Genomic DNA, 24,816 nt, shown 5'->3' with positions numbered 1-24,816 from the left:
GAGTCTGATTTTTTTATGCCCAGGCACGTTACACAAGGTGATAATATAGCTGAGGAAGCGCAGAAACACTACCGCGCTTCGTCTTCCCATAACCTTACCAAACTAAAACCGCTTACCATAAAGCGCGATAACTTCTGCATAGAGTACGCGACGCATGGTAACGCAGCCGAAGCATACCGAAAAGCGTTTGACACTAACGCAAAACCCTCAACAATATATTCCGAAGTAAACGAACTTTTAAAAGACCCCACAATAACCCTTAGGGTTAAGCAGCTAAGAGCGCTTGGAATAAGTAAAAGCGTTTTGGAAGCTAATGAAGTGCTGGAAAACCTGTCAGAAGTGGCGCGTATTCCCATATATGACGGGGACGGTGATTTGATTTGTACCAAGCAGCAGCGCGTTATTATAAAGGCCAATGAGTTAATGGGTAAACACTACGGCATTTTAGGCGCGGATAACGCTTTTGAAATACCTGAAAACGCCGTACTTAATGTACGTTTTGTAGACGGTAAAGCCCCCCAGGCTAAAGGGGGTGAGCAATGACATTTGCCGATATTAACGAAGCGTTGAAAAACGTTGTAGTGGTTGAAAAGTTTAAACCGTTTTTTGTGCGCGGGCAATACCGCGTAAAAGTTGCGCACGGCGGGCGCGGCGGCGCTAAGAGCCATAATATTGCGCGTGCGCTGCTAATACTGTCCTGCCAAAAGAAAATGCGTATTTTGTGCGCGAGAGAACAGCAAAACTCTATAGCTGAGAGTGTGCACCAGCTTTTTAGCCAGATAATAAAAGACGCTGAGATTGACGGGTTTTTTGATATTACAGAAAACACTATACGTGTGTTTAACGGAAGTGAGTTTGTATTTAAAGGGTTTAAGGGCGATATAAGCAAAATTAAATCATTAGAGGGGTTTGATATTTGCTGGGTTGAGGAAGCGCACAACATTAGTAAAGACACCATTGATATTTTAATGCCTACTATACGTAAGGGCGGCAGCGAAGTGTGGTTTACTTTCAACAGATTTGAAGAAAAAGACCCTGTGTGGATGTATTTTTGCGAACACCCGGACGATACAACGCTGGTGCTTGAAGTGCAGTGGTATGATAACCCGTTTTTTACTGACGCTTTAAACATTGAACGTTTGCGCTGTTTAAATGAAAGGCCGCAGGACTATGACCACATATGGTTAGGAAAACCGCGCAACAGCAGCGGGCCTAACGCGTTTTTTCCGCGTGAACTTGTAACGGCGGCGTGCCAGCGTAATATTAATGATTACGACGTTAGGCACGCCGCCGTTGTTTTAGGTTTGGACCCTAACGGCGGCGGTGACGACCGGGCGGTAATTGCCCGCAGGCAAGGGTTAAAGCTGTACCCGCTGCTTGAATTTAAAGACTTGGACCCGCTGGGCCTGGCCAACCGTATGGCTATTGAAATGCGTGATAAGAACGCTGACGGCGCTTTTACTGACGCAGCTTTTGGTGAAGCTGTGGTAGCTATATGCAGCGGCCAGCTGCACTTTAATATAACGCCTGTGCATTTTGCGTCGTCCCCCCTTAAAGATATTTACAGAAATAAACGCGCTGAGATGTACGGCGAAGCTTTAGAATGGCTGCGCGCTGGCGGGTGCTTGCCCGACGACGCTGATTTGCGCGAAGAACTGGCGGCCATAGAAATAGACCCCAGGAAAAGTGAAGCCGGGAAGATATGCCTGATAAGTAAAGAAGAAATAAGGCAAAAGATAGGACGCTCACCCGATAAGGCGGACGCGTTTGTTTTAACTTTTGCCATGCCAGTACAAAGCAGGGCGCAGACAGAAGTGTTAGGCGGGTTTGGAATGAGACGTACAGTAAACAAGCTTAAAGATTATGACTAGAGGTGAAGAATATGTGTGAACCAGTTTCGGCGGGGATTATGGCGGGGTCTGCGCTGATAGGCGCGGGTGCCACAGCTTACGGCGCGGTAGAGCAAAAGAAAGCCGCTAAGGAAGCAAGCAGAGAGCAAAAACGCGCTAATGAAGAAGCGGAGCAAGCGCTAAAGGAAAAAACACCGGGTGAGACGCAAAAATATACGTCTACCCTGGAAAGTGACCGTATGAATGCGGTACGCGCAGGGTACGCAAGCACTTTTAAAACAAGCAGACAAGGCGACTTGGCCGCGCCTGCTACAACTGGCGGCGGGATGTATGTGTCCGGCACTAAAAAAACTTTAGGGGAATAGCCAATATGATTAAAGATATTACCGACGCTAGGAGAATAAAAGAACAGCTGGAAGCTGTAAGAGCGCCTTTCTTTAAATCCTGCAAAACTATAGCTAAGTATACAATGCCATATTTGGGAAATTGGGGAACGTCAAAACAGGACGGAGACCTGATTGACCATAAAACATTGCTGGACAGCGACGTTGAGAATGATATTAATGACTTGGCCGCCGGAATGCAAAACGGTTTAACCAGCCCAAGTAAAAGGTGGTTTGAACTTACGGTTGACTACCCGCGCTTTTGGATACCTGCGGCGGTAAAACAATGGCTTGAGGATACCTGCACGCTGATTGAGTTGATTATGCAAAAAAGCAACCTTTACCGTGTGCTGCACGCGCTTTATATAGAAACCGCTATCTTTGGCACAGGCTGCTTTTTTATTAAAGAAGACGCTGAAAAAATAATTGATTGTGAGTTTTTAACGTTTGGAGATTATTACCTGGGCCTTGGCAAAAACGGTAAGGTGCAAATATTTGCCCGTGATATTGTTAAAACGGTTTTGGAACTGGTGGAGGAATTTGGGCTGGAGAACCTGCCTGAAACAGTGAAAGCTGCTTATAACGGCAAATTATATACACAAGAATTTACAATAACGCACCTTGTTTGCCCCAATGAAAACTATATACCCGGCAGTAAGATAAGTAAACATTTTGAGTATGCCAGTTTTTATTTTATGGACGGGAAAGAAGAGTTTGTAAGTGTTGGCGGGTATGACTACTGGCCTGTGATAAGCCCGCGCTGGTTTACCAAAAACAAAAGTATGACTTACGGAAAGGGGCCGGGCTGGTTTGCACTTGGCGACCTTAAACAAATACAAAGAATGGAACGTAAAAAAATGAGTTCTACGGGTAAGAAAGAAGACCCGCCGCTTTTAGTAAGCAGCAGCGTAACAGGGCCTATTGACGTAAGCGAGGGCGCTGTAAACGTGGTTAACGGGCAGGTAGAAGGCGCGGTAAGGACTATGTACCAGGTAGACATTGACAATGAAAAGCTTACGCGTGACCAGGCTGTAAAAAAAGAAAGCGTACGCAAAAAGTTTTTTGCTGATGTGTTCCACTTATTTACCCCTGAAAACGTGGGCAAAATGCTGGCTTATGAAATTAACCGCCGCGAAGTTGAACGCCTGTCTAAAATAGGGCCTATACTTAACGTGCTTAACGACGAAGCGTTGATACCGATAATAGAAACTATTTTCTATCTGCTTAACAAACATAATATTGTTGACCCCGCGCCGCAGGAACTGCAGGGCAGGAATTTGAATATTAACTTTGTTTCCATAGTAGCTATGGCGCAAAAAGCCAGCAGCTTAAATACCTACGAAGACGCTGTAAGAAGACTGTTTGAACTGGCGCAAGCCAGGCCCGAAGTTTTGGACAACATAGACGCTGACAAGTACGCCAGGCTGATAGGTGAAAAGATTGGCGCAGGCTTGATTTTTAAAGACGAGGAAGTTGTGTCGCAGGAAAGAGAGCAACGCGCCCAGGCCGCGCAAATGCAGCAACAGGCGGCTAACGCGCAGGCGCTTTTGCAAGGCGCAAAGACCGCAAGCGAAATACCGTTAGGCAATGACAGCGCGCTTGACACTGTGCTTGAAAATACCGGAATGGCGGCGTAATTATGAGCGATAAGAAAAAAGAAAAACAAAAACTTTCTGACCGTCAGATAAAAAGGAATAAAGACGACTGGGCGAAAGTATTAAGTATGCCTGAGGGCAGGCGCGTAATATACTCAATACTTTTAAATTGCAATGAGGATGTAAATACATTTGACCCGGCCAACCCCTACAATACCGCATACCAAAACGGCAAAAAAGATGTAGGCGAAATAATTAAAAAGAAGATTAAAAACTCTAAGCGTGAGGCGATATTCCAAATGGAAGACGAGTATAAATCTGACGTTAAGGAAACGCAAGAGCAAATAAACCAAATAAATAAAGAAAGAGAGGATTAGTTTTATGGACCCTAAAACAACACAAACAACAGAACCTGTGGTAGTGCCCGCGGTTGAAAATGCAACCCCGGCCACAGCGCCTGCGGTAACAACAGAGCCGACAGCCGTACCTGTAGCCATTACAGAACCCGCAGCTGCGCCGCAGCCAGCGGCCGGAACACAGGAGCCTGCCGCTGCAGGCAAAGAAGATTTGGTAGGGGGTGACGGTACGCAAGCCGCCGCAACCGAGAATAAAACCACTGACGGGGCGCAACCTGGCGGTGAAGAAGTACAGAGTGCTGACTTATCTAAGTTAAGCATACCAGAGGGTTTTAAATTAGACGGCGAAAAAGCCGCCAAGTTTGAAGCCTATATAAAAGACAACAAATTAGGACAAGAACAGGCCCAGGCTTTGGTAGATATGCACACTGAAACTGTTAAAACCGTACTTGATACGGGTAAACAGGTAAAAGAACAGTGGCGTGCTGAAGCTGCAGAGCACTTTAAAGGTAAAGATATGACCATAATTAGCGCTGACGTTAACAAAGCGTTAGACGGTGTGGGCGTAGAGGGCTTTAAAGAATTTATGCAAGACCTGGGCGCAACCGAGCATAAGGCATTTATTGAAGTGTTTTCAAAACTCGGTAGAGAAGTATTTGGCACGCACAAGTTTGTTTCTGGCGGTGCCGGCGCAAGCGGAAGACCTAGGACGCTTGCTGATATTTTTAAACCAAAAGAATAAGAGAGGATTTTTATTATGGCTAACGGAACAGGACTTCCGAATTTATCGGACTACGCTAAATCTATTGACCCTAACGGTGATGTAGTACCTGCAGTAGACAGATTGGCAGAAGAAAATGAAATTATAAACGATATGCCAGTTATTGAGGGCAACCTAGATACTGGAGACGTTTATCTTGCTTCTACAGAAAGACCCGCTGCAAGTAAGAGAAGAGTTAATAGTGGCGTGGAAGCGACAAAAGGCAAAAACGAGCAAATTGTTGAAGGATACGCCCACTATGAGCAGCGCTCAATAGTTGACAAAAGGTTAGTACCCGCACAGGCGAAGATTGAGGATTTTAGAGCACAGGAGCTTGGCAAATCTATATCTGCGCTTGGTGAGGGGATGTCCGGCGAAATCTTTTACGGTGACGCAAAAGAAGACCCTGACGCGTTTAACGGCTTTGCCGTGAGATATTCTGACCCTAAAAAAGCGGGCAGAACATTAATTGACGGTAAAGGTACGGGGACACATCTAACATCTATTTATCTTGTTTGTTGGGATAAAGAGGTTGGTGCGTACGGCTTTGTGCCTAAAGGCGCTAAAGTTGGTATTAACGTAACGGACTTAACACCCGGAAATAAGCCCCATAAAATTGAGGACGCGAAGAAACCTGGCGCTGCGTTTTTGGGCTATGAAACCTTTGTTGAATGGGACCAGGGTATTGGTGTTAAAGACCTTAGATTTTGCTCCCGTATCGCCAATCTTGACCTTGACAGCATTTCTGACGCTGAGCTGTTAAAGCTGCTTAGACGCGCCACAAACATGGTTCAGACCCTTAATAAGGGCAAGTTCTGCTGGTATATGAACAGATGGGCCACTGACCGCGTGGAAGGCGCTTTGGACGCAAAAAACAATGTTCAGTTTACCAATGAAAGCCCCTCGCTGCTTAAGCTGAGAACATTGCACCGCATTCCTTTAAGAATGTGCGACGCTATCAAAGGCGGCGCCGCTGAAAGAGAAGGCGAAACGCTGGTTAAGTTTAACTAATCAGTTTTTAGAAATTTAAGGAGACTTGGAAAATGATTAGAGATAATGAAGAAATATTATCAGAAGAACAGGAATTAGCTGCCGGGACCAGCTATTCTAAAGTGTTCAAGTTTGGTAAAGGAGATGCTTATGTTAATCCGTTTGCGTGTGTTTCGCAGGGAAAAACTAAGTTTGCCGTAGGTGCTAAACTAACCGCTTCGGTGGAGACATCAGAAGACGAGGTGTTTACTACGCCTAAAACACTGTTAAGCTCAGGAGAAGTTGTTGCTACAGCTGACGGATTTGCAGATTTTATCTTAAAAGCAAGACTTGCAATAGGCAATCTTGAATATTTGAGATTTAAATTTGTGACTGACGGTGCGGGCACAGTTAATGCTTATTTGGCGCCTACAGTTGATATGGCAACGGTATAGCGAGCTAAAAGGGCGGCGCTTAGCTGCCGCCCTTTTTAAAAAGGAATAAAAGATATGTCTGAACATTTAAAATTGAGTATTTGCAACAGGGCGTTAAGCTACGCAGAAGAGCCGCCTATTTCAAGCCTGAGCGACAACAGTTTGCGCGCGGAAGTGTGCGCAAGATTTTGGGAAAGTTCTTGTGTGGATTTACTGCAAGAGAGTGATTGGGGTTTTGCGCGTGTTATTGTAAAGCTGACCAGGGTAGACGTGGGAATGTATAAAGTGGACGGGTATGAAAACTACTATGAATTGCCCCCCAATACTGTTAGCGTGCAGGAAGTATTTACCGGCCCGGCAAATTTAAGACGCAGCCCAGACTATAACGGACACAGCGAACTTAACCCTGAAATACTTTTTATACCGTCACTGGGTAAATTGGTAATACCCTCAAACATTAACGAAGCCAGCGCGGTAACTACTTATAAACAGACTGACCCGGCGTTTTTCCGCAACGGGTATGACACAGCTTTGGCCTACTATATGTCAAGCGAGTTTAGCGCAGAGTTAAAAAAGAAAGCTGACCTTACCGCACGTTTAAAACAAGAGGCAATGTTGCGTATTGATAAGGCGCGCCTTAACAGTAAAAAAGAAAGTAAACCAGTGGTAATTAAAAGCAATGAAATTTTAGATAGCAGGGGTTAAGGTATGCAATATTATCCGTTACAGGCCAGTTTGTCAAAGGGTGAAATAGACATAAGTTTGTGGGTGCGTAATGACCTGGCAATAAAAACCAGCGCCGTTAAAAAGGCCCTCAACTTTTACGTGCGCCCGCAGGGCGGCATGGCTAACCGCCCGGGTACAAGAATGTACCACAGGACAAAGAACGGTACAGACAAGATTGCTTTGATACCTTTTACATTTAATAAAGACCAAGTTTTTGAATTAGAATTTGGACATGAATACGTAAGGTTTTATACGCCTGACGGTTTAGTAGTTAAAGAAAAAGAAAACCCAGACGACCTGGACGTGCCCTACGAAATACTAAGCCCTTTTACTGAAGCGGATTTAGAAAATATTTATTACCACCAAACTGCAGACGTTTTTTATATAGCGTGCCTGGGTAAAAGACCGTATGAATTGCATAGGCGTGGTAATTTGGACTGGGTATTTACGGAATACCCGTATAAAGGCGGCCCGTTTTTAAATACTAATACAGACGAAACTATTAGAATTAGCGTTTTTTATAAAGCGGACAGCGGGTATAAAATAAAAGCCTCTACCAACTACTTTACAGAAATGCACACAGGCGCTTATTTTAGAGTGCGCGGCGACGTGCAAGGGCAAATTAAAAAAGAAACTTTTAACAGTACAAAAACTTCCAGCCAATATGTTTTGGCCAAATCAGAATGGAAAGTTAAAACCGCCGGAGACTGGACGGGTAAACTGTTTTTGGAAAAAAGCGCTAACCGCGTGGAATGGTCTACCGTGGCGACCTTTACCAATGACAGTGACGGCAACAACGCTAACAGTTTTGGTGATACCGGGGAAGACAGTCTGGTATGGCTGCGCTTGCGTTATGAGTACACCAGCGGGGAATGCGTGGCTACTTTAAGCGTAGATACTTTTAAACACTATAACATAGTAAAGATTGTGAAATACTGGAACCCTACCGAGTGTGACGTAACTATTGAAAACGGCGTAACCGGAATACATGAACTGTTTACCGGAAACGGTGTGGATATAGTAAAACTTACGCCTGACTTGACGGGCGTACCGCAACAGGACCCCGGGGTTGTGGGCGGTGACGGTAATGGGTATAAAAACGGGCAACTGGTTTATTTTGGGGTGTACCTGGGTATGAGTGGAGACCTTAAAGACCGCGCTGACGGGACCTATTGGGAATATGAATTTTGGAATGACGGCCGCACAAAGTACGCGGTTAATACCATAGCAGCCACATTTTTAAAAGGCCAGAGTGACTACCTTGATATTGAGCTGCTTATATGGACAAACAACGGTTGGGAAAATTTAGGTAAGCCGCATAACGGCTGGCGTTTAACATTAGGTAAAACACAAAAATTATGCCAGTGGGATTTTGCCCCGGTGCAAATAACTAAATTCCGCTTTAAAATGAACACGGGCGAAAGTTTAAGCTGTGCCTACGCTAACGGCACTACGGCCGAGCAAGGCCTTGGCACAACAGACTGGGCCGAGGGCGCATGGAGTGACGCGCAGGGTTACCCCACATCTGTTTACGCTTACCAGGGCCGCGTATGCTGGGTAAAGGGAAGAAGCGCCTACACTACGGAAGTTGAAAATTATGAAAGTTTTGCGCGTAATACGCCTTTGCTGGACAGTGACGGGGCGACCATTGCCCTTAAGTCACAAAACGATATAAACGCGATTGTGGGCCTTAAAAGACTGGTTCTGCTTACGCAGGACGGCGCTTATGTTACCAGCACTGACGAATTGACCCCCGCAACCTCCGCACCCAGGCAAAACAGTTATGGCGGCAGCAAGGCGCGCCCGGTTATTATAGGCGATAAGATTGTATACGCGCAGTCACAGGGGAATGTGCTGCGTGAAATAAGTTATTCACTACAAAACGACAGCTTTGGCGGCGACGATTTAAGACTGCTTGCGCCGCATTTATTTAAGGGTAAACAAATTGCGGCAATGGAATACCAGCAAGAACCCAACAGTTTGTTGTGGGTAATGTTTAGCGACGGCAGTATGGCCGTAATGACCTACCTTAGAGAGCAAGATATTTTAGCGTGGACAAGATTTGAAACTGACGGAAAGGTGGAAAATATAAACGTTAATTCCGGCGGGGACCATGACGACCTGTGGCTTAGCGTACGCAGGGGCGGTATTTTATACGTTGAAAAAATGGAGCAAAGGCTAAAAAGCAACAAACCTGAAGACCAGTTTTTTGTGGACTGCGGCGTAACTTTTGAGTTCGACGAAGCTGTAAACGAAGTGTCCGGCTTAGGGCATTTAGAAGGTAAGGGCGTTGCGGTTGTGGCGGACGGATATGTAATACGTGACGCGCCTAAAGAGGACGCGGCGCAGGGTGAATGGCTTAAGGTGACGGACGGTAAAATTAAATTTCCTAACGGGTTTACCGCTAAAAAAATACACGCGGGACTGCCGTATAACTGCAGAATTGAAAGCTTGTCTTTTGGCGAAACCGGGACGGACGGAAGCACCAGCAGCAGAAGTAAAAGCGTGGCCGCCGTTGACGTATGGGTTGTTGATACCATTGGCGGGTATGTGGGCACGCGCACCGAGGAAGAAATAAGAATAGCGCAGTTTGCTGAAGAAAAATTGTACCCGTTTGAGGGACGCAGGCATTTTGATAAACCTGCTGAAATGGTAAGCGGGTTTAAGACGCAAGAGGTATCTTGCTCAAGCGGTAAAGAAGTAACGCTTATTGTGGAGCAGCCGGACCCTATGCCTATGGAAGTAGGCGGTTTTGTGCTGCATTTAAACTTATGAGAATAAAAAAAGAAAAACCCACTGAAGAACATTTACGCTTTTTGGCTGAAAACCTGCGTAAATGCGACGTAAAAGAAATACTGGCAGGCAGTGGTATGGATACGCTAAAAAGCCTACAGCGCAGTGTAGCGGTGTCTACAGAAAGCTATGTGGGTACTATTGGTGGCCAGGCCATACTGATATATGGTGTGCAAAAAGAAAAAGACTGCGCCTGTGTATGGCTGCTGGCTACTGAAGAAGTAGAAAAACACAAAATAAGTTTTATTAAGCAAGGCAAAGAAATTATAAAAGAATTTAAAGAAAAATACGGTATGTTATATAACCTTGTTTATGACGAAAATGAAACTACAAAAAGGTGGCTTGAGTATATGGGCGCGGCGTTTGCCAATAACGCAAAGCCGTTTGGCGTAAAGCAGGAAAAATTTAGATTTTTTATTTTTTAAAAGAGAGGTAAGAAATATGTGTACACCTACAGCAATAATGGGGACGCAAGCGGCGGGCGGGTTAACAAGTATGGCGGGCAGCTATATAAGCGGCCGCGCGCAGCAGAGTTACTACAATAGTATGGCCGACTCTTTAGAGTCGCAAACAAGGCAAAATGACCTTGCTACAGAAAGACAGATAGATTTAGACGCGGAGCGCGGCGCTTACCAATACGGGCAGATAAACAAAGAGGGCAAAAAGATTTTTGGACAGCAAAAGGTTGCTATGGCTGCGGCCGGAATGGACCTGTCAAGCGTGTCTGCCGAAGATATTATACGAGACAGCGCTTATAACCAAATTTTAGACCAGGATATGCTGCGCTATAACACGCACACCGCCGCCGGAGAAAAGCGTTTGGCTAACAAGCTTACAAACATTAATTTGAAAAGCCAGGCCACCCAGGCCAGGCTGGCCGGAAAAAACGCGAAGATAGCTTCTAACATGGAAATGTATTCAACAATGCTTAATACCGGGGCTACTGTTGGTTATGACTGGTACAAAATGAAAAAGGAGGTTTAACCAATGAAAGTACCTATGTATGAGCAGCAGGTTGATATGCAGCAACAAACCGCCGCGCGCGGGGAAGCCGCCGGGCCTGTTGCGGGCGCTTATGGTGAGAATATAGGCAGCGCTTTAAAAACGCTGGGTGCCGCAGAAGAAAGGATAGGCAGTGCCGCTGCCAGTATTGCGATAGCCGAAAACAATATAAATTTAGGCAATTTTGAGGACCTGGCAAGAATAGAATTAATGACATACCAGGATAAGCTGGGCGCAAGTAATGACGTAGACAGCTTTGGCGCTGAGTACACGGCTTTTATTAAAGATATTGAGGATAAGGGCGTAAAACAGCTGGGAGAAAGAGCGTATAACGCATGGAAGGGTAACCAGGGCCAGGTGTTTTTTAAACGCGCTGAGGTAGATACCGCCCGTATAGCCACAGATAAAAAAGTAGTGCGCGCGCAAAACACCCTGCAAGACACTGTAAAAAAAGAAGCGCAGCTTGCGCTGGACGCTAAAGACGCTGAAACATTTGCGCTGCAGCGTGAGCGTACCAAACAGCAAATTGAAAACGCCTACAAGCCTAACGAAGCCGGAATAAGACCGATACTTAACGATAGTTCTAAAAGAGCCTTTGAAGATTTGGATATTAAAAGTTTGGGCGAAGCGGCGGACAAAAAAGTAACAGTCTTGTTGGACAACAATGATATTGACGGCGCGCTGCGAACAATAGAAATGGTGGCCGGAAGCGTGGATAATAAAACGCTGGAAAGTTTGAAAAAGCAGGTAGAGGGTAAGAAATATGAAAACCTTGCTTTTGGCGTATGGGACGAGGTAAGAAAAAGCGTAAACGCTGAGGGTGAGGTAGACCTGCTTTATATGGACACTTTTATTGACCATATGGACATACCCCGCGCGGAAAAAGAACAGCTTTACAAAGATACTGAAGCCCGCGCGAGAGAGCAAAACAGAATATTTAAGCAAAACTACGCTGACCAAGATTATAACTTTGGCGTGCAGGCAACGCAGGCGTTTGCAAGCAAAAGAAGTTTGGACGACACAAAAAGAGAATTACTGCCTACCGCGCGTGACAGTAGGGACAGATATTTTAAAGAAAAGCAGCTTAACGATATTTGGGCTGGGAATGAAAACAGAAGTGAAGACGTAAAGCTTTTTGTAGCGCTGCGTGACGGTATAAGAGAGGGTACTACCACAAGAGGCATGATTGAAAACGCTTATGACAACGACGGCATTAACGCGGGGTCTTACAAGACATTAACAAATATGTTTTTTACCGATGGTGTGAAGGGAAAGAGCCTTAGCCCTGTACAGCAAAAACAACTAGACGCTTATATAGCAAGAAAGTTTGAAAAAGAGATAACTGGTAAAACGCAGCAATATGAGTGGAAATTTGCATTTTATAAAACAGTGGATGAGCAGAACGCCCATGCTGATTTACAAAAACAAATTGCCATTGCTGAACAGGTTTCAGCGCCGACTATTGAAGAAACTGTTTACCGTGATACTTACAACTTAGACAGCGGCATAGAGAAAACAAAAGTTGATGTATATAACAATATGCGCGGCATATTTGCAACATCTGAGCCTTTGTATGTGCCGCCTAATGCGACCCCGCAGCAAAGAGAAGTTGCAACAGCAAAACATAATGAAGCTGCTGACAGGAAGGCGACTGAGTTCTGGCAGGCATATACGCAGAGCATGACGGCGGCAGGGAAAGCGCCTACGGAGAAAGCATGGAATACTTTTAGCCGTAAATACAGGATTGATACAGCGGCGCGGCCGGGCAGCGTGGAATTCGACGCGCTGGAAATGGTTTTACGTGATATTAAAGAAGACGGCGCTACGCTGCTTAATGAAGAAACAATGAACTCCGCCATAAAAGCTTTGTATGACTATGACCAGTCTTTACCTGCGGATAAAAGGAAAAATTATATCTTGCCCGGCTTTATTATAAGAGAGCAGCGCAGAAGAAGTATGCAGAACTTTGAGGAGCAACACCCTGATTTAGTACACAAACCACACCCTTACGGATATTAACTATGGAAAACAACAATAATTACGCAAGCACACTACCTAAACTTGATTATAAACCCGCAGCAGAGGACAACCCGGCCGCAACGGCCGCGCCCGCCAGCTACGCAGAGGGGTTGCCGCGCCTTAGTTATGGTAATACCAGGCGTAAGGAAATTGTGGAACTTTACCACAAAAACAAAGATATTGACAGTGAGGGTATGAATGAAGCTGCAAGGCTGTCAAAAGTGTTTGGCACGCCTGTTGAGGTGGTGTATGCCAACTTGGACAATATAAGACAACAAAAAGACTTGTACGAGTTAAGCGTTTTTGCAAATAATGAAACAGCTAACCCCAGCACCGTAAAGTATATGGCCGACGCTAAGGTTGAACCGTATATTAAAAGCTATTACGGTAAAATGGGCGCAGCGGAAAGATATTTAAGAAGCACCATAAACGGCGGCAGCCTGGCGCTAAAACAAAGACAAATAGCTAAAACGGCCGTTAATATGGCTAAAAAAGAGGGCAAGGGCGCGGACTATTCCCAAGAACTTGAAAAAATAAACAGGCTGCAGTCTGAAATAATGAGTATACCGCAGCATAATGAAAAAGAAAAAAACTTTTTTAGCGGTAACTGGGCCTATAACATGGGTGAAACAAGCACACAAATAGGCGCAAGTATGGTGTATGGCGGGCCGTGGGCTGTGGCTGGTGGCCTGGGCGGCGCGGTTGTGGGCGGCGTAGGCGGCGCTATAGCTACAGGCGGCCCCGGTGTGGTGCCCGGTATGATAGGCGGCGCGAAAGTGGGCGCACAGGGCGGATTGCTTTTTGGTATGGGCAGGGACGCATACCAAATGGAAGCCGGGCTTGCTTACCTGGAGTATAGGGATTATACGGATATAAACGGTAATAAAATAGATTCGGCCGCAGCGTGGAGCATGGCCAGAAACGTAGGGGTGATAAGCGCTGGTATTGAGGTGGCCGGGGACGTTATTATTGTGGGCGGTGTGCTTAAGCCCGCAACTAAAGCTTTAAGGGGTGTTGCCGGAAAGAGTATAAAAAGTGTTATTGCTAACCCGGCTTTTGGCGCGGCTGCTAAAGAATACCCCGCGCTTGGTAAGGCTGTAGGATATATCGCGCAAAACCCGTCACAATTTGAAAACATGAGTTTTGGCAACGCGGTAAAAAAGGCGCTTGCCAGCGGCGGTGTTTTGTTTACCGAGCCTGCCACGGAGTTTACGCAGGAAGTAGTAAGTATAGAGGGCGGCAACAGGTTGAAAGAAAACCCGGGCTATGATTTTGCCGAAGCTATGGATATAGCGTTTAACCTTAAAACAAGATACGGGCTGAGCGTAAATGAAATTGATAAAAACTTGCACTTACTTTCACCCGAAGACCGCCAGGCATGGGAATTTAGAAAATTATCTGACGACGAAAAAATAGCGCAGGCCGCGCAGGTTATAGTACCTACGCTGACTGGCGTTATACCAATGGTTATTTTGGGCGGCGGCGCGTCATATTACAACCATATGAATTTGAGGGCGACAGCCAACGCCGCGCAGCGTAACGCTGAAGCTTTTGTAAACGCGGCCGACAATATGGAAATTGCCGACAAAAACCCTGACGCGGCTAAAGTAGTGCTGCAAGATATTGCAGAAACGCAAGGCGTAAGCGATATTTATATGAATAAAGACGCGCTTTACCAAGTGCTAAGCGCCACAACGCAAGACGTGCAGGCAGCGGTAAGCGAACTGGGTATAGCGGATGAGGCGGCGCTAAGCGACAGCCTGGACACGCCGTATATACAAATACCTACCGCTAAGTGGACCATGCTTGCGCGTACTGTGGCTAAGAATAATAAAAGCTTATATGAGCAGCTTAAAAACGATGTTAAATTTAAGCCTGAAGACTTGAGCGTAAATGAAGTTGCGGACATGGAGCGCGCCGCCAGTATGGATGTGGTGCAAAAGCTGCAGGAAAGCATAAAAAACAATACTGAAGCGCAAGAGGTAGCGCAGTATACAGAAAGCCGCCTTTTAGAAAACTTTAATAAAGCCGCGCGCCCGGAGAACATAACCGCAGCACAATGGGAGCAAAACAAAACTGCGGCCGCTAAAATTGTAGGGCTTTATACAGCGGTTAAAGCTAAGGGTTTGGACATTGATAAAACAGAAACTGAAGTTAATTTTAAGCTGCCTAAAATACAAACAGAGTTAAGTGCGAGACAAAAGAACTTGGCGACTATGGCTAGTATGATAGCAAGAGAGATTGTAAATGAAACCACCGCTATTAAAGAAAACTTTGAAATGCAGCAGCAGGGCAGCCTTACGCCTGTAATAGACGAAATAATAAGCCTGGGCGGCATTAATATTGACGGTATTGCCGAAAGCGGCGAGTTTGCAAATTTTACAGATAAAGAAAGCGCGGCAAAGGGCGTTGTGCGGCCCGGCGGCCGCGCGCCGGGTGAAATGGCGTACTCCATTTTTGAGGGCGGTAAATACCCGCAATATTTGGAAGCTGGTGTAACACCTGACGTTAATACCCTTTTAAACGCGTTAAATGGCGAAATAAGCGCTTACGTAGCGCCAGGGCAAAGAGGTAGGGTCAGCGCAAAAGACCTTGCTTCGGTTGTAAACAATATGGGCAATATGACAGCGCAGGAATTTAAAGCAGCTTGGGAAAAAGAGGGGCGTGTAAAGCTGCCCAATGGTAAAGAATACCGCGAGTTTCACAAAATGCTGCTTAAAGACCTGGCGGCGCAGGGCGTGGAAATTGGCGACGCTGCGCTGGCGGAGCACGAGCTAACGGCCGAAGCTTTAAAATCCGATCAAAATTTAGGGGCTAATGTTCCAAGCACGGCGGATGTGCCTTTTCAAACAGAGGTGCCGAAAGCGCCTGTTGTTGAGTTAAGCGGCCGTGAACTTGAAGAATATTCCGGTAAGGATTTAACTAAATATTCTGACCTTAAGCTTGCCGCTAAAGAATACTACCAAAAAGAACTGCAGGGTAAAGGCACGGAGAGGGCGGACATAGGGAATATTATAGTTACCGGGAAAGGCTGGGAAAAGCTGAAAAGCGCCCAGGGCAACGCCATTAAACTTAGATTGCTGCCTAAGCTTTTAGATTTTATTAAAAACGCTAATTATGACGGCGCTTCACGCTACTTTGAAAAGGGTGAAAGAAAAGACGATTTTATAAGGTTTCACTATCTTAAAGGGTTTGTAAATATTGGTGAGAAAAAGTATTTAATACAGGCCGATATTGGCGAGACAAAGAATAATAAAAAGTTTTATACGTTAATGAGCCTTAAGCAAAAAGAAGTCCCTTCCACATCACCGGGGAACATTGTAGGCCCCGGGCAGGAAGGAACTGTAAATAGTATAGCGGATAAACAACAAAAAATCAAGGGTGGTTCTGTTAGCTATCAAATGGCTTTTCATGGCTCACCCCATACTTTTAATAGTTTTAACCTTGACAAAATTGGAAGTGGGGAGGGAGTCCAGGCATATGGTTGGGGATTATATTTTGCTGGTAAAAAAGAAGTGGCTCAATGGTATAAAAATCGTCTTGGAAAAGAAAGACCTACGGTTGATGGAGTGCGCGTAACAGGAGAGGAAAAAATAACTGCAGTTCGTAGAATTTATGACTATGGTTATATCGGCGCTGTTGCTGAAACAAAAGAACGTTTGTCCTCTTATGGAAAAAAATCTCTAAATTATAAGCTTGAACAAGATATTTATGGCTATCTTAATACACTTTCAGAGGATAATGAAATAGATTTTGATGTTGAAAGCAAACTTTATACAGTAGATATTCCAGAAAACAATGTTTTGCTTGATTGGGATAAAGGGCTTAGCATTAAGAATAAGGAAATTTTTAAACAACTAGCAGCTAGTTTGGATTCCCGCGAAAAAAGAATATTTTTGGGACCAGGAAATGGCGCAGAGAATATAGATACTTATCTAAGTGCTGCTAAGGGTTCTTATTATTATCATATGCTATCTCTAGCTTTTGATTCAGAAGAAAAAGCTTCTAAAAAACTTAATGATTTTAATATTAAGGGTATTAGATATTTAGATGGTTCTTCACGCAATCAGGGTGACGGTAGTTATAATTATGTTGTTTTCGATGATACTGCTATAAATCTGTTGGATGTGCAGGAGCAACGCGCTATTGCGCAGGCGGAAACATCTTTGTGGGATAAGCTTAAGAACGGTATTATGTCTGTGTTTGGGCTTGATTCCAACAAACAAAATATTAAGCTGCAGGAAAATGAAAGCAGAGTACAAGGCGCTTTTCTTAAAGACGAGCAGGGCAACCCTGTTATACACCTGACTGAGCATGCTAACTTTTCTACCTTGCTACATGAGGTGGCGCACTATATTTCTGACGATTTAAGAAATTTGGTAGCGGCCGGGCAAATTACTGAAGCTATGCAGAAAGATTTTGACACGCTTAAAAAGTGGCAGGGCGAGGGATATGACTTTGTTGTTGAAGCTATAAAAAAAGACGGCCGCCTTACCCTTGCGCAACGCGCGGCCGTACTTAAAGAAATAGAACAGCGAGGCGGTAAAGAATTTGTAAAAGATGTTGCGCTTGGCGCGGCTTCTATGGACAGCGAAGCGGCCAGGGCGGTGCAATACCACCAGGAAGAAATGTTTGCGCGCGGGTTTGAAGCCTACCTTATGCAAGGTAAAGCGCCTGTGCCCGGGCTTAAAAAACTGTTTGCTGATATTAGGAAGTGGCTTGTAAAAGTTTATAAAAACGGTATTGTGGCTGAGGGCCTTGTTTTAAGTGACGATATTGCCAATGTTATGGACCGCCTGCTTGCCGCTGAAGACGCTATAGACAGAGCTACGCTGGCTGAAGACAGCAAAATAGCCAGTTCTATAATATTGGGCGGATTGGACGAGGCCGCCAAAGAAAAGGCAAAACTTGAACTGTTTGCGCTGTTAATGAAAGAATTAACAGAGGGTGAGCAGCGTAAAAGAAGCCGCTACCAAAAAGCCGCCGAAAAGAAAATAAGAAAAGAGATAAAAGAAGACGTGGATTATAAAGCGGCCGACATTGTACGCTTTGAATTTAAACGTTACCCGGGCGGCGTGGCGCAGGACTATTTGGACGGCAAGCTTAGCGCGTTGGACGCTACACGCTTTAACAGATTGTATGAGTTAAACGCCGACTTGTTTGAAAGTGAGATTGATATGGCCGGAAAGCTTGCGCAGCTGCGCCCTATTGAGGAAGAAGTTGCCGCGCGCCTTGACGCTGCCATGAAAGACTACGGCAGCCTGCTAGGTAACCCGCAAGCGCTTGAGGATAAGGCCAGGGAAATAATATTAAAAGACGAGCGTATACAGGACGAAGCGGTAATTGAATTTAAAATACTGCAAGATAAAGTGCGCGGGCTGCTGCCGGAAGCTGCGAATAAAGAGTTTATTACAAACTATAAACAAAGATACCGCATTAAGGCAAAGGCGTACCTGGCCAAACAGGTAATAGGCAAGGCGGGCAACTTCCGCAGCCCGTACAGCATGGCTATACAGGAAGCTAAAAAAGCCGGACTTTACAGCCGGGTGAATGAAAATATTAAAGCTATGGGCCATAAAATGAAGCAGCTATTGTGGCAGGCTATAGCCGCCGAAGCCGTAATTGTTAAAAAAGATATTGAAGCTAAAAGAAGATATTTACGTGAAATGCAAATTACGCCACAAAAGACTTTTAAAAACAGGGCTAACTTTGAGCAAATGGCGGAGATATTAGCGCGCTTTGGCTTCCCGCGTAAAGACTACGCGCAGGGCGCGCATGAAATAGCATTATTTGAATACGCGCAAAATATGACTAAAGAGCTTAATATGCCCGCGCTGCCGCAGTTTGTGCTGGACGAGCGCAACACTAAGCCCTACAAAGAACTTACTTATGAGGAATTGGCGGATGTTATTTCTACCTTAAAAACTTTGCAGACATCTTCTAACAGAATGAACACGTTTCAAAAGATTGCGCGCGGTAAGGATATTACCGAGACAATTAACCTGCTGACTGAAGAACTTAAACATAACTTTAGCCCGGCTGTCATTGCCAGAAATAAAGAAAAAATACGCCAAAGTACCAAAGAAAAACGCGGTGTGTTGTTTGTATTTAAAAAGGTGTTTGGCGGGCTTTGGCCATGGTTAAAAACAATGGATACTATTGTATATAAAATTGACGGCTATAAAGACACCGGGTATTTTAGGGATTTATTTGCCGCGCCTGTAGACGTGGCGGCCGATAAAGAAAGCCAAATGATAAGAAGTTTTATAAACACAATAACCGCCGTGCTGGAAAACGGGCTGGGGCGTGAGAGGTTAAAAGAAATGTCTGTGCGTAAATTAGATTTAGACGACGGCATGACGTTAACAGAACTGGAGTTATTTACACTAGCCTTAAACTACGGTAACGAAAGTAATAAAAAAGTGTTGTTTGCCGAGCCTATTTCAGACTGGACGGGAAGCTTTGAGCAGTGGACGGAAAGCGCTGAGTTTATGCTAAACGGCTGGTTTGAAAAATACTTAACGGCCGCGCATTGGGATGTCGCGCAGGCTATATGGAACGCGTTAGAAGTAATAGGTAAAGAGCAGTTTGCTTTAGAGGAACGTGTGCGCGGCTTTGCCCCGCCTAAAATTGAAGCAAGCCCTTTTGCTATTAACACCGCTGACGGTAAAACAAAATATGTAAGCGGCGGCTATTACCCGCGTATTATGGACAGGCGCACTATAGCTAAATATAAATATGAAGAACAGGAAAAACTTAGAAATATACCCGCTAAAAATTATTACACAGACAGCGGCAACGTGCAAGCAAGGCAAAATGTAACCTACCCCATAAGCGTTGATTTTATGGACCTGTACAAAAATATAGCGGACCAAGTGCACGACGTATGTTTTAGGGAAATTGTGAATGACTGGAACGCGCTTTTTAGACGTACCGAGTTTGCCGAACTTTTGCGCGCTACTGTAGGTGACTTGGATTTTAGGGAAATAGACAACTACCGCATGATGTTGGGCGGCGGGCTGCGAGAAGCCGGAACAATAGAAGCTGTGGAAGTGGCTATAAACCATTTAAGGCGCGGTATGGGCGTGTCGTCATTAGCGTTTAACCCGGGTATTTTATTTCAGAACCTGTCTAACTTTGGAACGCTTGAAAACGTGGTAGACGGTTTTGGTAAAAAAGAAGTGGCCAAAACCATACTTGAAAGCAGGTCAATGTTAACAGAAATGATTTTAAACACCACTAAGGGCAGGACATATAAGGAAGCTATTTTTGCAAAAAGCCAGCTTATGAGAGACCGCGCGGCCGCAGCTGATTATACGCTGCGCCAAATTGCGGAATACCAAAACCCGCTGGAGTTAGGGCAAGACAGACTGTCTAACGTGGCTAACTGGCTAATGAATACTACCGACAATATATCTATGCTGCCCGCATGGAAAATTGCTTATGAACAGGGTATTAACGAAATGCAGCTGACAGAAGAAGAAGCTGTACGCCGCGCCAATATGGTGGTGGACAGAACGGTAGGCAGCGGCCGTAAATATAATACCGCCAGCATACAAAGAAGCCGCAATGTTTGGGTAAAAATGATTACGCCGTTTATGACATTTTTTAACAAAGAGCTTAACAAAATTATGCGTGAAACAGGCAGAGATATACACCGCAAAGAATATGTCAGGCTGTTTTGGTTTTGCTTTCAAAAGTTTGTATTGTTCGCAGCGCTTAGTGAAATACTGTCATTTAATATACCTGACGAAGACGAGGAGTGGTACAAGTGGCTTGGCAATACCATGTTAAGGTATGCCAGCGGGTTAACGCCTTTTACTAAAGAGGCCGCGCCGCTTATAGGCGGTGACTTGTTGGGGCTGGATAATATGTACAGTTCAGGCAAAAACCCGCTTAATACGGCGCTTGATAAGGCCACTATACTGCCCGCAAAAACAATGCTAAGCAGCGCGCGTAAGTTGATTAAGGGTGAGGAAATAGATTACCAAAACCTTGCCGAGCGCAGCACCACGGCGGCCAGCCTGTGGTTTGTGTACCCTAATTATTTTAATGCTTTACTTTTTAACTTTGTAGACATTTACCAGGGTGACATGGATTTTGAGTTGAGAGATTTGGCAAGAAGAAGACGTAAAAAAGAGAGGAAAAAATAATGAGTTTACAGGAAACATACAACCCTATACCGAAATACGGCTACGGGATAAACAGACAGTGGCAGTGGGACTTTCGTTTAAGAAATATTGATGATTTAAAAATTATCAAAATTGCTGAAGACGGAACGGAAACGGTAATAGTAGATTCTTTTACCGTTGTAGCGGCGACAAAAACAATTATTTACCCAATGGAGAGCAGCCCACTTGCGCCTTTAACAGATAAAGAACGCCTGCTTATTATAAGGGAAACGCCGCTTGGGCAAAATGAAATTGTACTGCAGAACTTGGGCGACTACAGCCCTGCTTCTATTGAGTATGCCCTGGATATTGTGGCCATGCGTATACAAGAACTTAAGTATGAGCAAAAGCGTATGCTGCAGGCGCCGTATGGCAGCCCGTTAGAGGACCCTAAAGACCTTATAGCGCGCTTAGAGAGGTTGGCTGCGGAAGTAGGCCGCGCCAGCATTATTGCGCAGGAAAGCGCGGAAAAAGCAGTAACATCTGAAGAAAAAGCTAAAAGCAGTGAAAGCAATGCAAAAGACTCAGAACTTAACGCCGGGATTTTTAAAGATAATGCCTATGAATTTAAAACATTGGCGCAACAAGCGGCCAGCACATCCTCTTATAACGCCGAAATGGCCAGGCGCTCGGCCGTAGACGCTAAAAAATACGCTAATGCCGGGCTTGACGAATACCCGGACGGCTCGGCCAAGCAGTGGGCTGAGGAAGCTTACCGCATGGCGGGCTATTATAACCAAAGAAGGCAGTGCGTTATTTCCGGCGCGGTAGAACTTAAGCATGATAATGAACATGAAACTAATATTGCAACGTTGGCTAACGCTATTTCCAGCGGGGAGTTCTACGATAATGCGGACTATCTTGCGCAAGGGTTTGACGGTGTTTGGACAATTTTAAATACCTGGATAAGCAAGCAGCTGGGCGCGGCCGCAGCGGGTACGGCGTATTTGGGACAAAAAAATATTATGTACCCGGTAACAGCTATAGAATTTCAACAAAGTACAGACTATGCAGCGCGTTCTATTCTTGTTCAAGTTTCACCTGATAACGGGGTAACATGGAACACTGTTAAAACTTTTGAGGGCGAGGACTACCCATATATCAGAAGAAGAATTGATATGACGAATGTTGCGCTGCCTGCAGGCCCGTACGCCATAAGAATACTGGCTAATACAGCCATAGGTAAAGCGTGGGACCCTACAAACGTTGTAAATAACGGCTGGCACGTTTATGAACTGGCTGTATATGCTGTGGTGCCTGGTGATGTGGAATTTTCCTTAAAAGGCGATTTGTACGCGACTATGGCGCAAGGGTTTGAAGCCGGAATACCTAAGGATACAATACTGCGTTTAACAGATAAGATTGTGAATTATGTTGAGGGCGGGTACGTTTACTTAATGCAAGATTACAGGCTTAAGACAGAAATATTTAAACAAGACGGCGGGCACGGCTTCCCCCAAACCACTGAAGACGGGAAAATATTTTTTAATAAAGACTTTCAGTTTAACTACAAATACACAGGTAGTGAATGGGGCCTTTATACAGGCGTTTATATAGGGCAAATTGTGGGCGGTGTTTTTGTACCCGCAAGCCCGAACTCCTGGGAGTTTGAAAGTGATATAGGCCCGGCGGGGCCTAAGGGCGAAAAGGGTGACCCGGGCGGAGTGACGTCTTTAAAGGCGCCGCATTATGATACGCCGGAAGAACTGTCAGCTGCGCACCCTGTGGGTACTAAAGAAGACGCGTATTTAGTAGGCGTTGATAACTATATTTACGTGTGGAATGAAACGCTGGGGATATGGAACCCGATAGGCAAAATGGGCTCACTGCCGGAGGATATTTACGAGCGTCTGGCCGGGAAAGTGGACATAGTAACACTGGCTAATTATTATACTGCAGCGCAAGTAGATGTTAAGACGGCCGCGCTGGAAAGTGCTATAGCTGCGGCTACTGCAGATAAAGCAAATAAAGATTTGTCTAACTTGTCTGTGGCCGGGGAGAGCAAGATAAACGGCGCTAATAAGGATTTGTCCAACTTATCTGCAGCGGGTGAGGGTAAATTTAGTGCTTTGGCAAATAAAGATTTGTCTAACTTATCTGATACCGGGAAAGCGCTTTTTAACGCAAAAGCTGATGTGGACCTGGTTAATACAGCTATGTTATCGTGCGGCATATTGGCCGCGCCTGACGGTATATATTCTATTGAGGGTAATGTGCTTACCATAAAAGCTGGGCTTAAACTTTTATGGCCGCAAGGCAGGGCAGCTGACGGTACTAAAATAACTTCGGTATATACTGTCCCGGCGAATATAACGCAAAGTTATGCTGCTGCCAGAAGCCGTGCTTTTGTTGGTATAAACGCTGCGGGTAAAGGGCTGATAGAAGGCGCTGATAATGGCTTCTTTGTTGCGGACGAGCAGCCAGCGGCCGCGCTTTCCGCATTTTGGTACAGCCCTAAAGACAATAAAATTAGATATGTTGGCGGCAGCGGCGTTATAGGCGCTGATGTAATTGCCGTAGTATTATGTGTGGACAGGGATTCTTCCGGCAATGTTACCGCGCTGACCCCGTTTTCTATTGTTGACATCCTGGGAAGACAGGATAAGAAAGAAATTACTTCTTGGAGTGCCCCGAGTGAAAAATCCACAACCTTAACTCTGGGTGCTAGTGGAAGTACATATATTGCGCCAGCGAAAGGAAAATTTAACCTTAAGTTTACCACTACGTCTTCTAACCAAGGTGTGGATATGCAAACGTTTACGGATAACACATTATCCACTCTTGTGCTTAATAAGCAGCCAGAAATAGCGACTACAGGTAGAACAACAGCAACTGATATTGATGTTGATAAGGGGCAGGTGTTAAAGGTTGGTTACGGTGGGGTAACGCCAGTTTCTTTTAGATTTGTTTATGCGAAAGGAGAGGTAATATGAGTGAAATAGTATTTTATGGCGAATTTGACGGCAATATTTTGATTGTTGGCCGACCTGGAGAGAGTGAGGTTGAAATTGTTTCTGCGGCAGAAATGACAGAAGTAACAAGTAGGCAGATAGAGAAGCTGATTATAAAATCTACCGATAAAAAAATAATGCCTGGTTATAACTGGCGTAATGACGGTATTTATTATATAGAGGGCACAGAGCCTGCCGCGCCTGTAGTTGAACCTACTCCTCTAGAAAAAATAGAAGCGCTAGAGGTTGAGTATAGCCTGCCGCGCCCGGTAAGGGATATTTTTATAAGCATGTACGAGGTTGGGCTACAAGTGCCCGAAAAGGTGTGGGCGCGTGTGCAAGAAATAGAAACTTTGGCTGCCCAGGCCGAAACATTAAGGAAAGAAGAAAACGTAATGGTTGAAGCTGCAGACAGTGAGGTGGCCTAATGGGTGACGAAAAACGCACTGACATGGGCCGGGCCACCCGGCTGGTTATAGATAACCTGCAAAATATAAATAAAAAATTAGACGCTTTACAGGGTGATGTAAGCCTTGTAAAAACAGACATTGTGGTTATAAAAAAAGACGTAAACAACCTGCAGTCTAAGGATAGTGAGATTGCAGAGACTGTCAAAAAACACGAGGGTGCGCTGTATGGTAACGGCAAGCCAGGGTTGCTTACGGACATGGCTATTATGAAAAAGTCTATGAAGCCCATTGAGGACACTAAAGAAAAGTTTTTCAACACAGCTTTGCAGTGGGTTGTGCTGCTGGGTGCTATTCTTTTGGGTTATTGGGGCAGTGGTAAAATTCCAAAGTAAAAGGT

The 24,816-nt window shown here is 45.1% G+C and carries 17 protein-coding genes; all 17 read left to right on the top strand.

All coding sequences use genetic code 11. The features are described 5' to 3' along the window. Nucleotides 1-15 precede the first annotated feature (15 nt). From AAIR98_RS07230 to AAIR98_RS07150, 17 genes are read left to right on the top strand one after another with little or no spacing between them, the layout of a single operon-like run. Nucleotides 16-543, top strand: a complete 528-nt coding sequence (locus AAIR98_RS07230) for a terminase small subunit (protein WP_423971522.1) — start codon at nucleotides 16-18, stop codon at nucleotides 541-543. Then, nucleotides 540-1,871, top strand: a complete 1,332-nt coding sequence (locus AAIR98_RS07225; protein ID WP_423971521.1) for a PBSX family phage terminase large subunit — start codon at nucleotides 540-542, stop codon at nucleotides 1,869-1,871. Before AAIR98_RS07230 ends, AAIR98_RS07225 begins: the two co-directional genes overlap by 4 nt. Before the next feature lie 11 nt (nucleotides 1,872-1,882). Beyond that, nucleotides 1,883-2,215: a hypothetical protein gene (locus AAIR98_RS07220; RefSeq protein ID WP_423971520.1), complete on the top strand. Its 333-nt coding sequence runs from the start codon at nucleotides 1,883-1,885 to the stop codon at nucleotides 2,213-2,215. A 5-nt stretch (nucleotides 2,216-2,220) separates the two neighbouring features. Further along, nucleotides 2,221-3,870 (top strand): portal protein, encoded by a 1,650-nt coding sequence (locus AAIR98_RS07215; RefSeq protein ID WP_423971519.1) that lies wholly within the window; start codon nucleotides 2,221-2,223, stop codon nucleotides 3,868-3,870. A 2-nt stretch (nucleotides 3,871-3,872) separates the two neighbouring features. Beyond that, nucleotides 3,873-4,205: a hypothetical protein gene (locus AAIR98_RS07210; RefSeq protein WP_423971518.1), complete on the top strand. Its 333-nt coding sequence runs from the start codon at nucleotides 3,873-3,875 to the stop codon at nucleotides 4,203-4,205. Nucleotides 4,206-4,209: 4 nt separating this feature from the next. After that, nucleotides 4,210-4,926 (top strand): hypothetical protein, encoded by a 717-nt coding sequence (locus AAIR98_RS07205; protein ID WP_423971517.1) that lies wholly within the window; start codon nucleotides 4,210-4,212, stop codon nucleotides 4,924-4,926. Nucleotides 4,927-4,941: 15 nt separating this feature from the next. Next, on the top strand, nucleotides 4,942-5,955 hold the full coding sequence (locus AAIR98_RS07200) for a major capsid protein (RefSeq protein WP_423971516.1): 1,014 nt from the start codon (nucleotides 4,942-4,944) through the stop codon (nucleotides 5,953-5,955). Between the two features lie 32 nt (nucleotides 5,956-5,987). Next, a complete protein-coding gene (locus AAIR98_RS07195; protein WP_423971515.1) occupies nucleotides 5,988-6,368 on the top strand; it encodes a hypothetical protein in 381 nt (126 codons plus the stop codon). Nucleotides 6,369-6,422: 54 nt separating this feature from the next. Then, nucleotides 6,423-7,052, top strand: a complete 630-nt coding sequence (locus tag AAIR98_RS07190) for a phage connector family protein (RefSeq protein ID WP_423971514.1) — start codon at nucleotides 6,423-6,425, stop codon at nucleotides 7,050-7,052. A 3-nt stretch (nucleotides 7,053-7,055) separates the two neighbouring features. Then, entirely contained in the window at nucleotides 7,056-9,848 is a 2,793-nt protein-coding gene (locus tag AAIR98_RS07185; RefSeq protein WP_423971513.1) for a phage tail protein, read from the top strand. Further along, entirely contained in the window at nucleotides 9,845-10,291 is a 447-nt protein-coding gene (locus tag AAIR98_RS07180) for a phage protein Gp13 family protein (protein ID WP_423971512.1), read from the top strand. Before AAIR98_RS07185 ends, AAIR98_RS07180 begins: the two co-directional genes overlap by 4 nt. Nucleotides 10,292-10,307: 16 nt before the next feature. Then, complete coding sequence (locus AAIR98_RS07175; RefSeq protein ID WP_423971511.1) at nucleotides 10,308-10,850, top strand: hypothetical protein; 543 nt, start codon at nucleotides 10,308-10,310, stop codon at nucleotides 10,848-10,850. A 3-nt stretch (nucleotides 10,851-10,853) separates the two neighbouring features. Then, entirely contained in the window at nucleotides 10,854-12,887 is a 2,034-nt protein-coding gene (locus tag AAIR98_RS07170) for a hypothetical protein (RefSeq protein WP_423971510.1), read from the top strand. Nucleotides 12,888-12,889: 2 nt separating this feature from the next. Then, nucleotides 12,890-21,040 carry an LPD3 domain-containing protein gene (locus AAIR98_RS07165; protein ID WP_423971509.1) on the top strand — a complete coding sequence of 2,717 codons (8,151 nt, stop codon included), beginning with the start codon at nucleotides 12,890-12,892 and terminating at the stop codon, nucleotides 21,038-21,040. Then, on the top strand, nucleotides 21,040-23,991 hold the full coding sequence (locus tag AAIR98_RS07160; protein ID WP_423971508.1) for a hypothetical protein: 2,952 nt from the start codon (nucleotides 21,040-21,042) through the stop codon (nucleotides 23,989-23,991). The genes AAIR98_RS07165 and AAIR98_RS07160 overlap by 1 nt, the downstream gene beginning before the upstream one ends. After that, nucleotides 23,988-24,437: a hypothetical protein gene (locus AAIR98_RS07155; protein ID WP_423971507.1), complete on the top strand. Its 450-nt coding sequence runs from the start codon at nucleotides 23,988-23,990 to the stop codon at nucleotides 24,435-24,437. Before AAIR98_RS07160 ends, AAIR98_RS07155 begins: the two co-directional genes overlap by 4 nt. Continuing rightward, the gene (locus AAIR98_RS07150) at nucleotides 24,437-24,811 is read left to right on the top strand and encodes a hypothetical protein (protein ID WP_423971506.1); all 375 of its coding nucleotides are present in this window, start codon (nucleotides 24,437-24,439) and stop codon (nucleotides 24,809-24,811) included. Before AAIR98_RS07155 ends, AAIR98_RS07150 begins: the two co-directional genes overlap by 1 nt. The last annotated feature ends 5 nt before the right edge of the window (nucleotides 24,812-24,816 follow it).

This window comes from Elusimicrobium simillimum (assembly GCF_049639735.1).
Classification (GTDB): Bacteria; Elusimicrobiota; Elusimicrobia; order Elusimicrobiales; family Elusimicrobiaceae; genus Elusimicrobium; species Elusimicrobium simillimum.
This window is presented reverse-complemented; position numbering and strand designations above follow the sequence as displayed.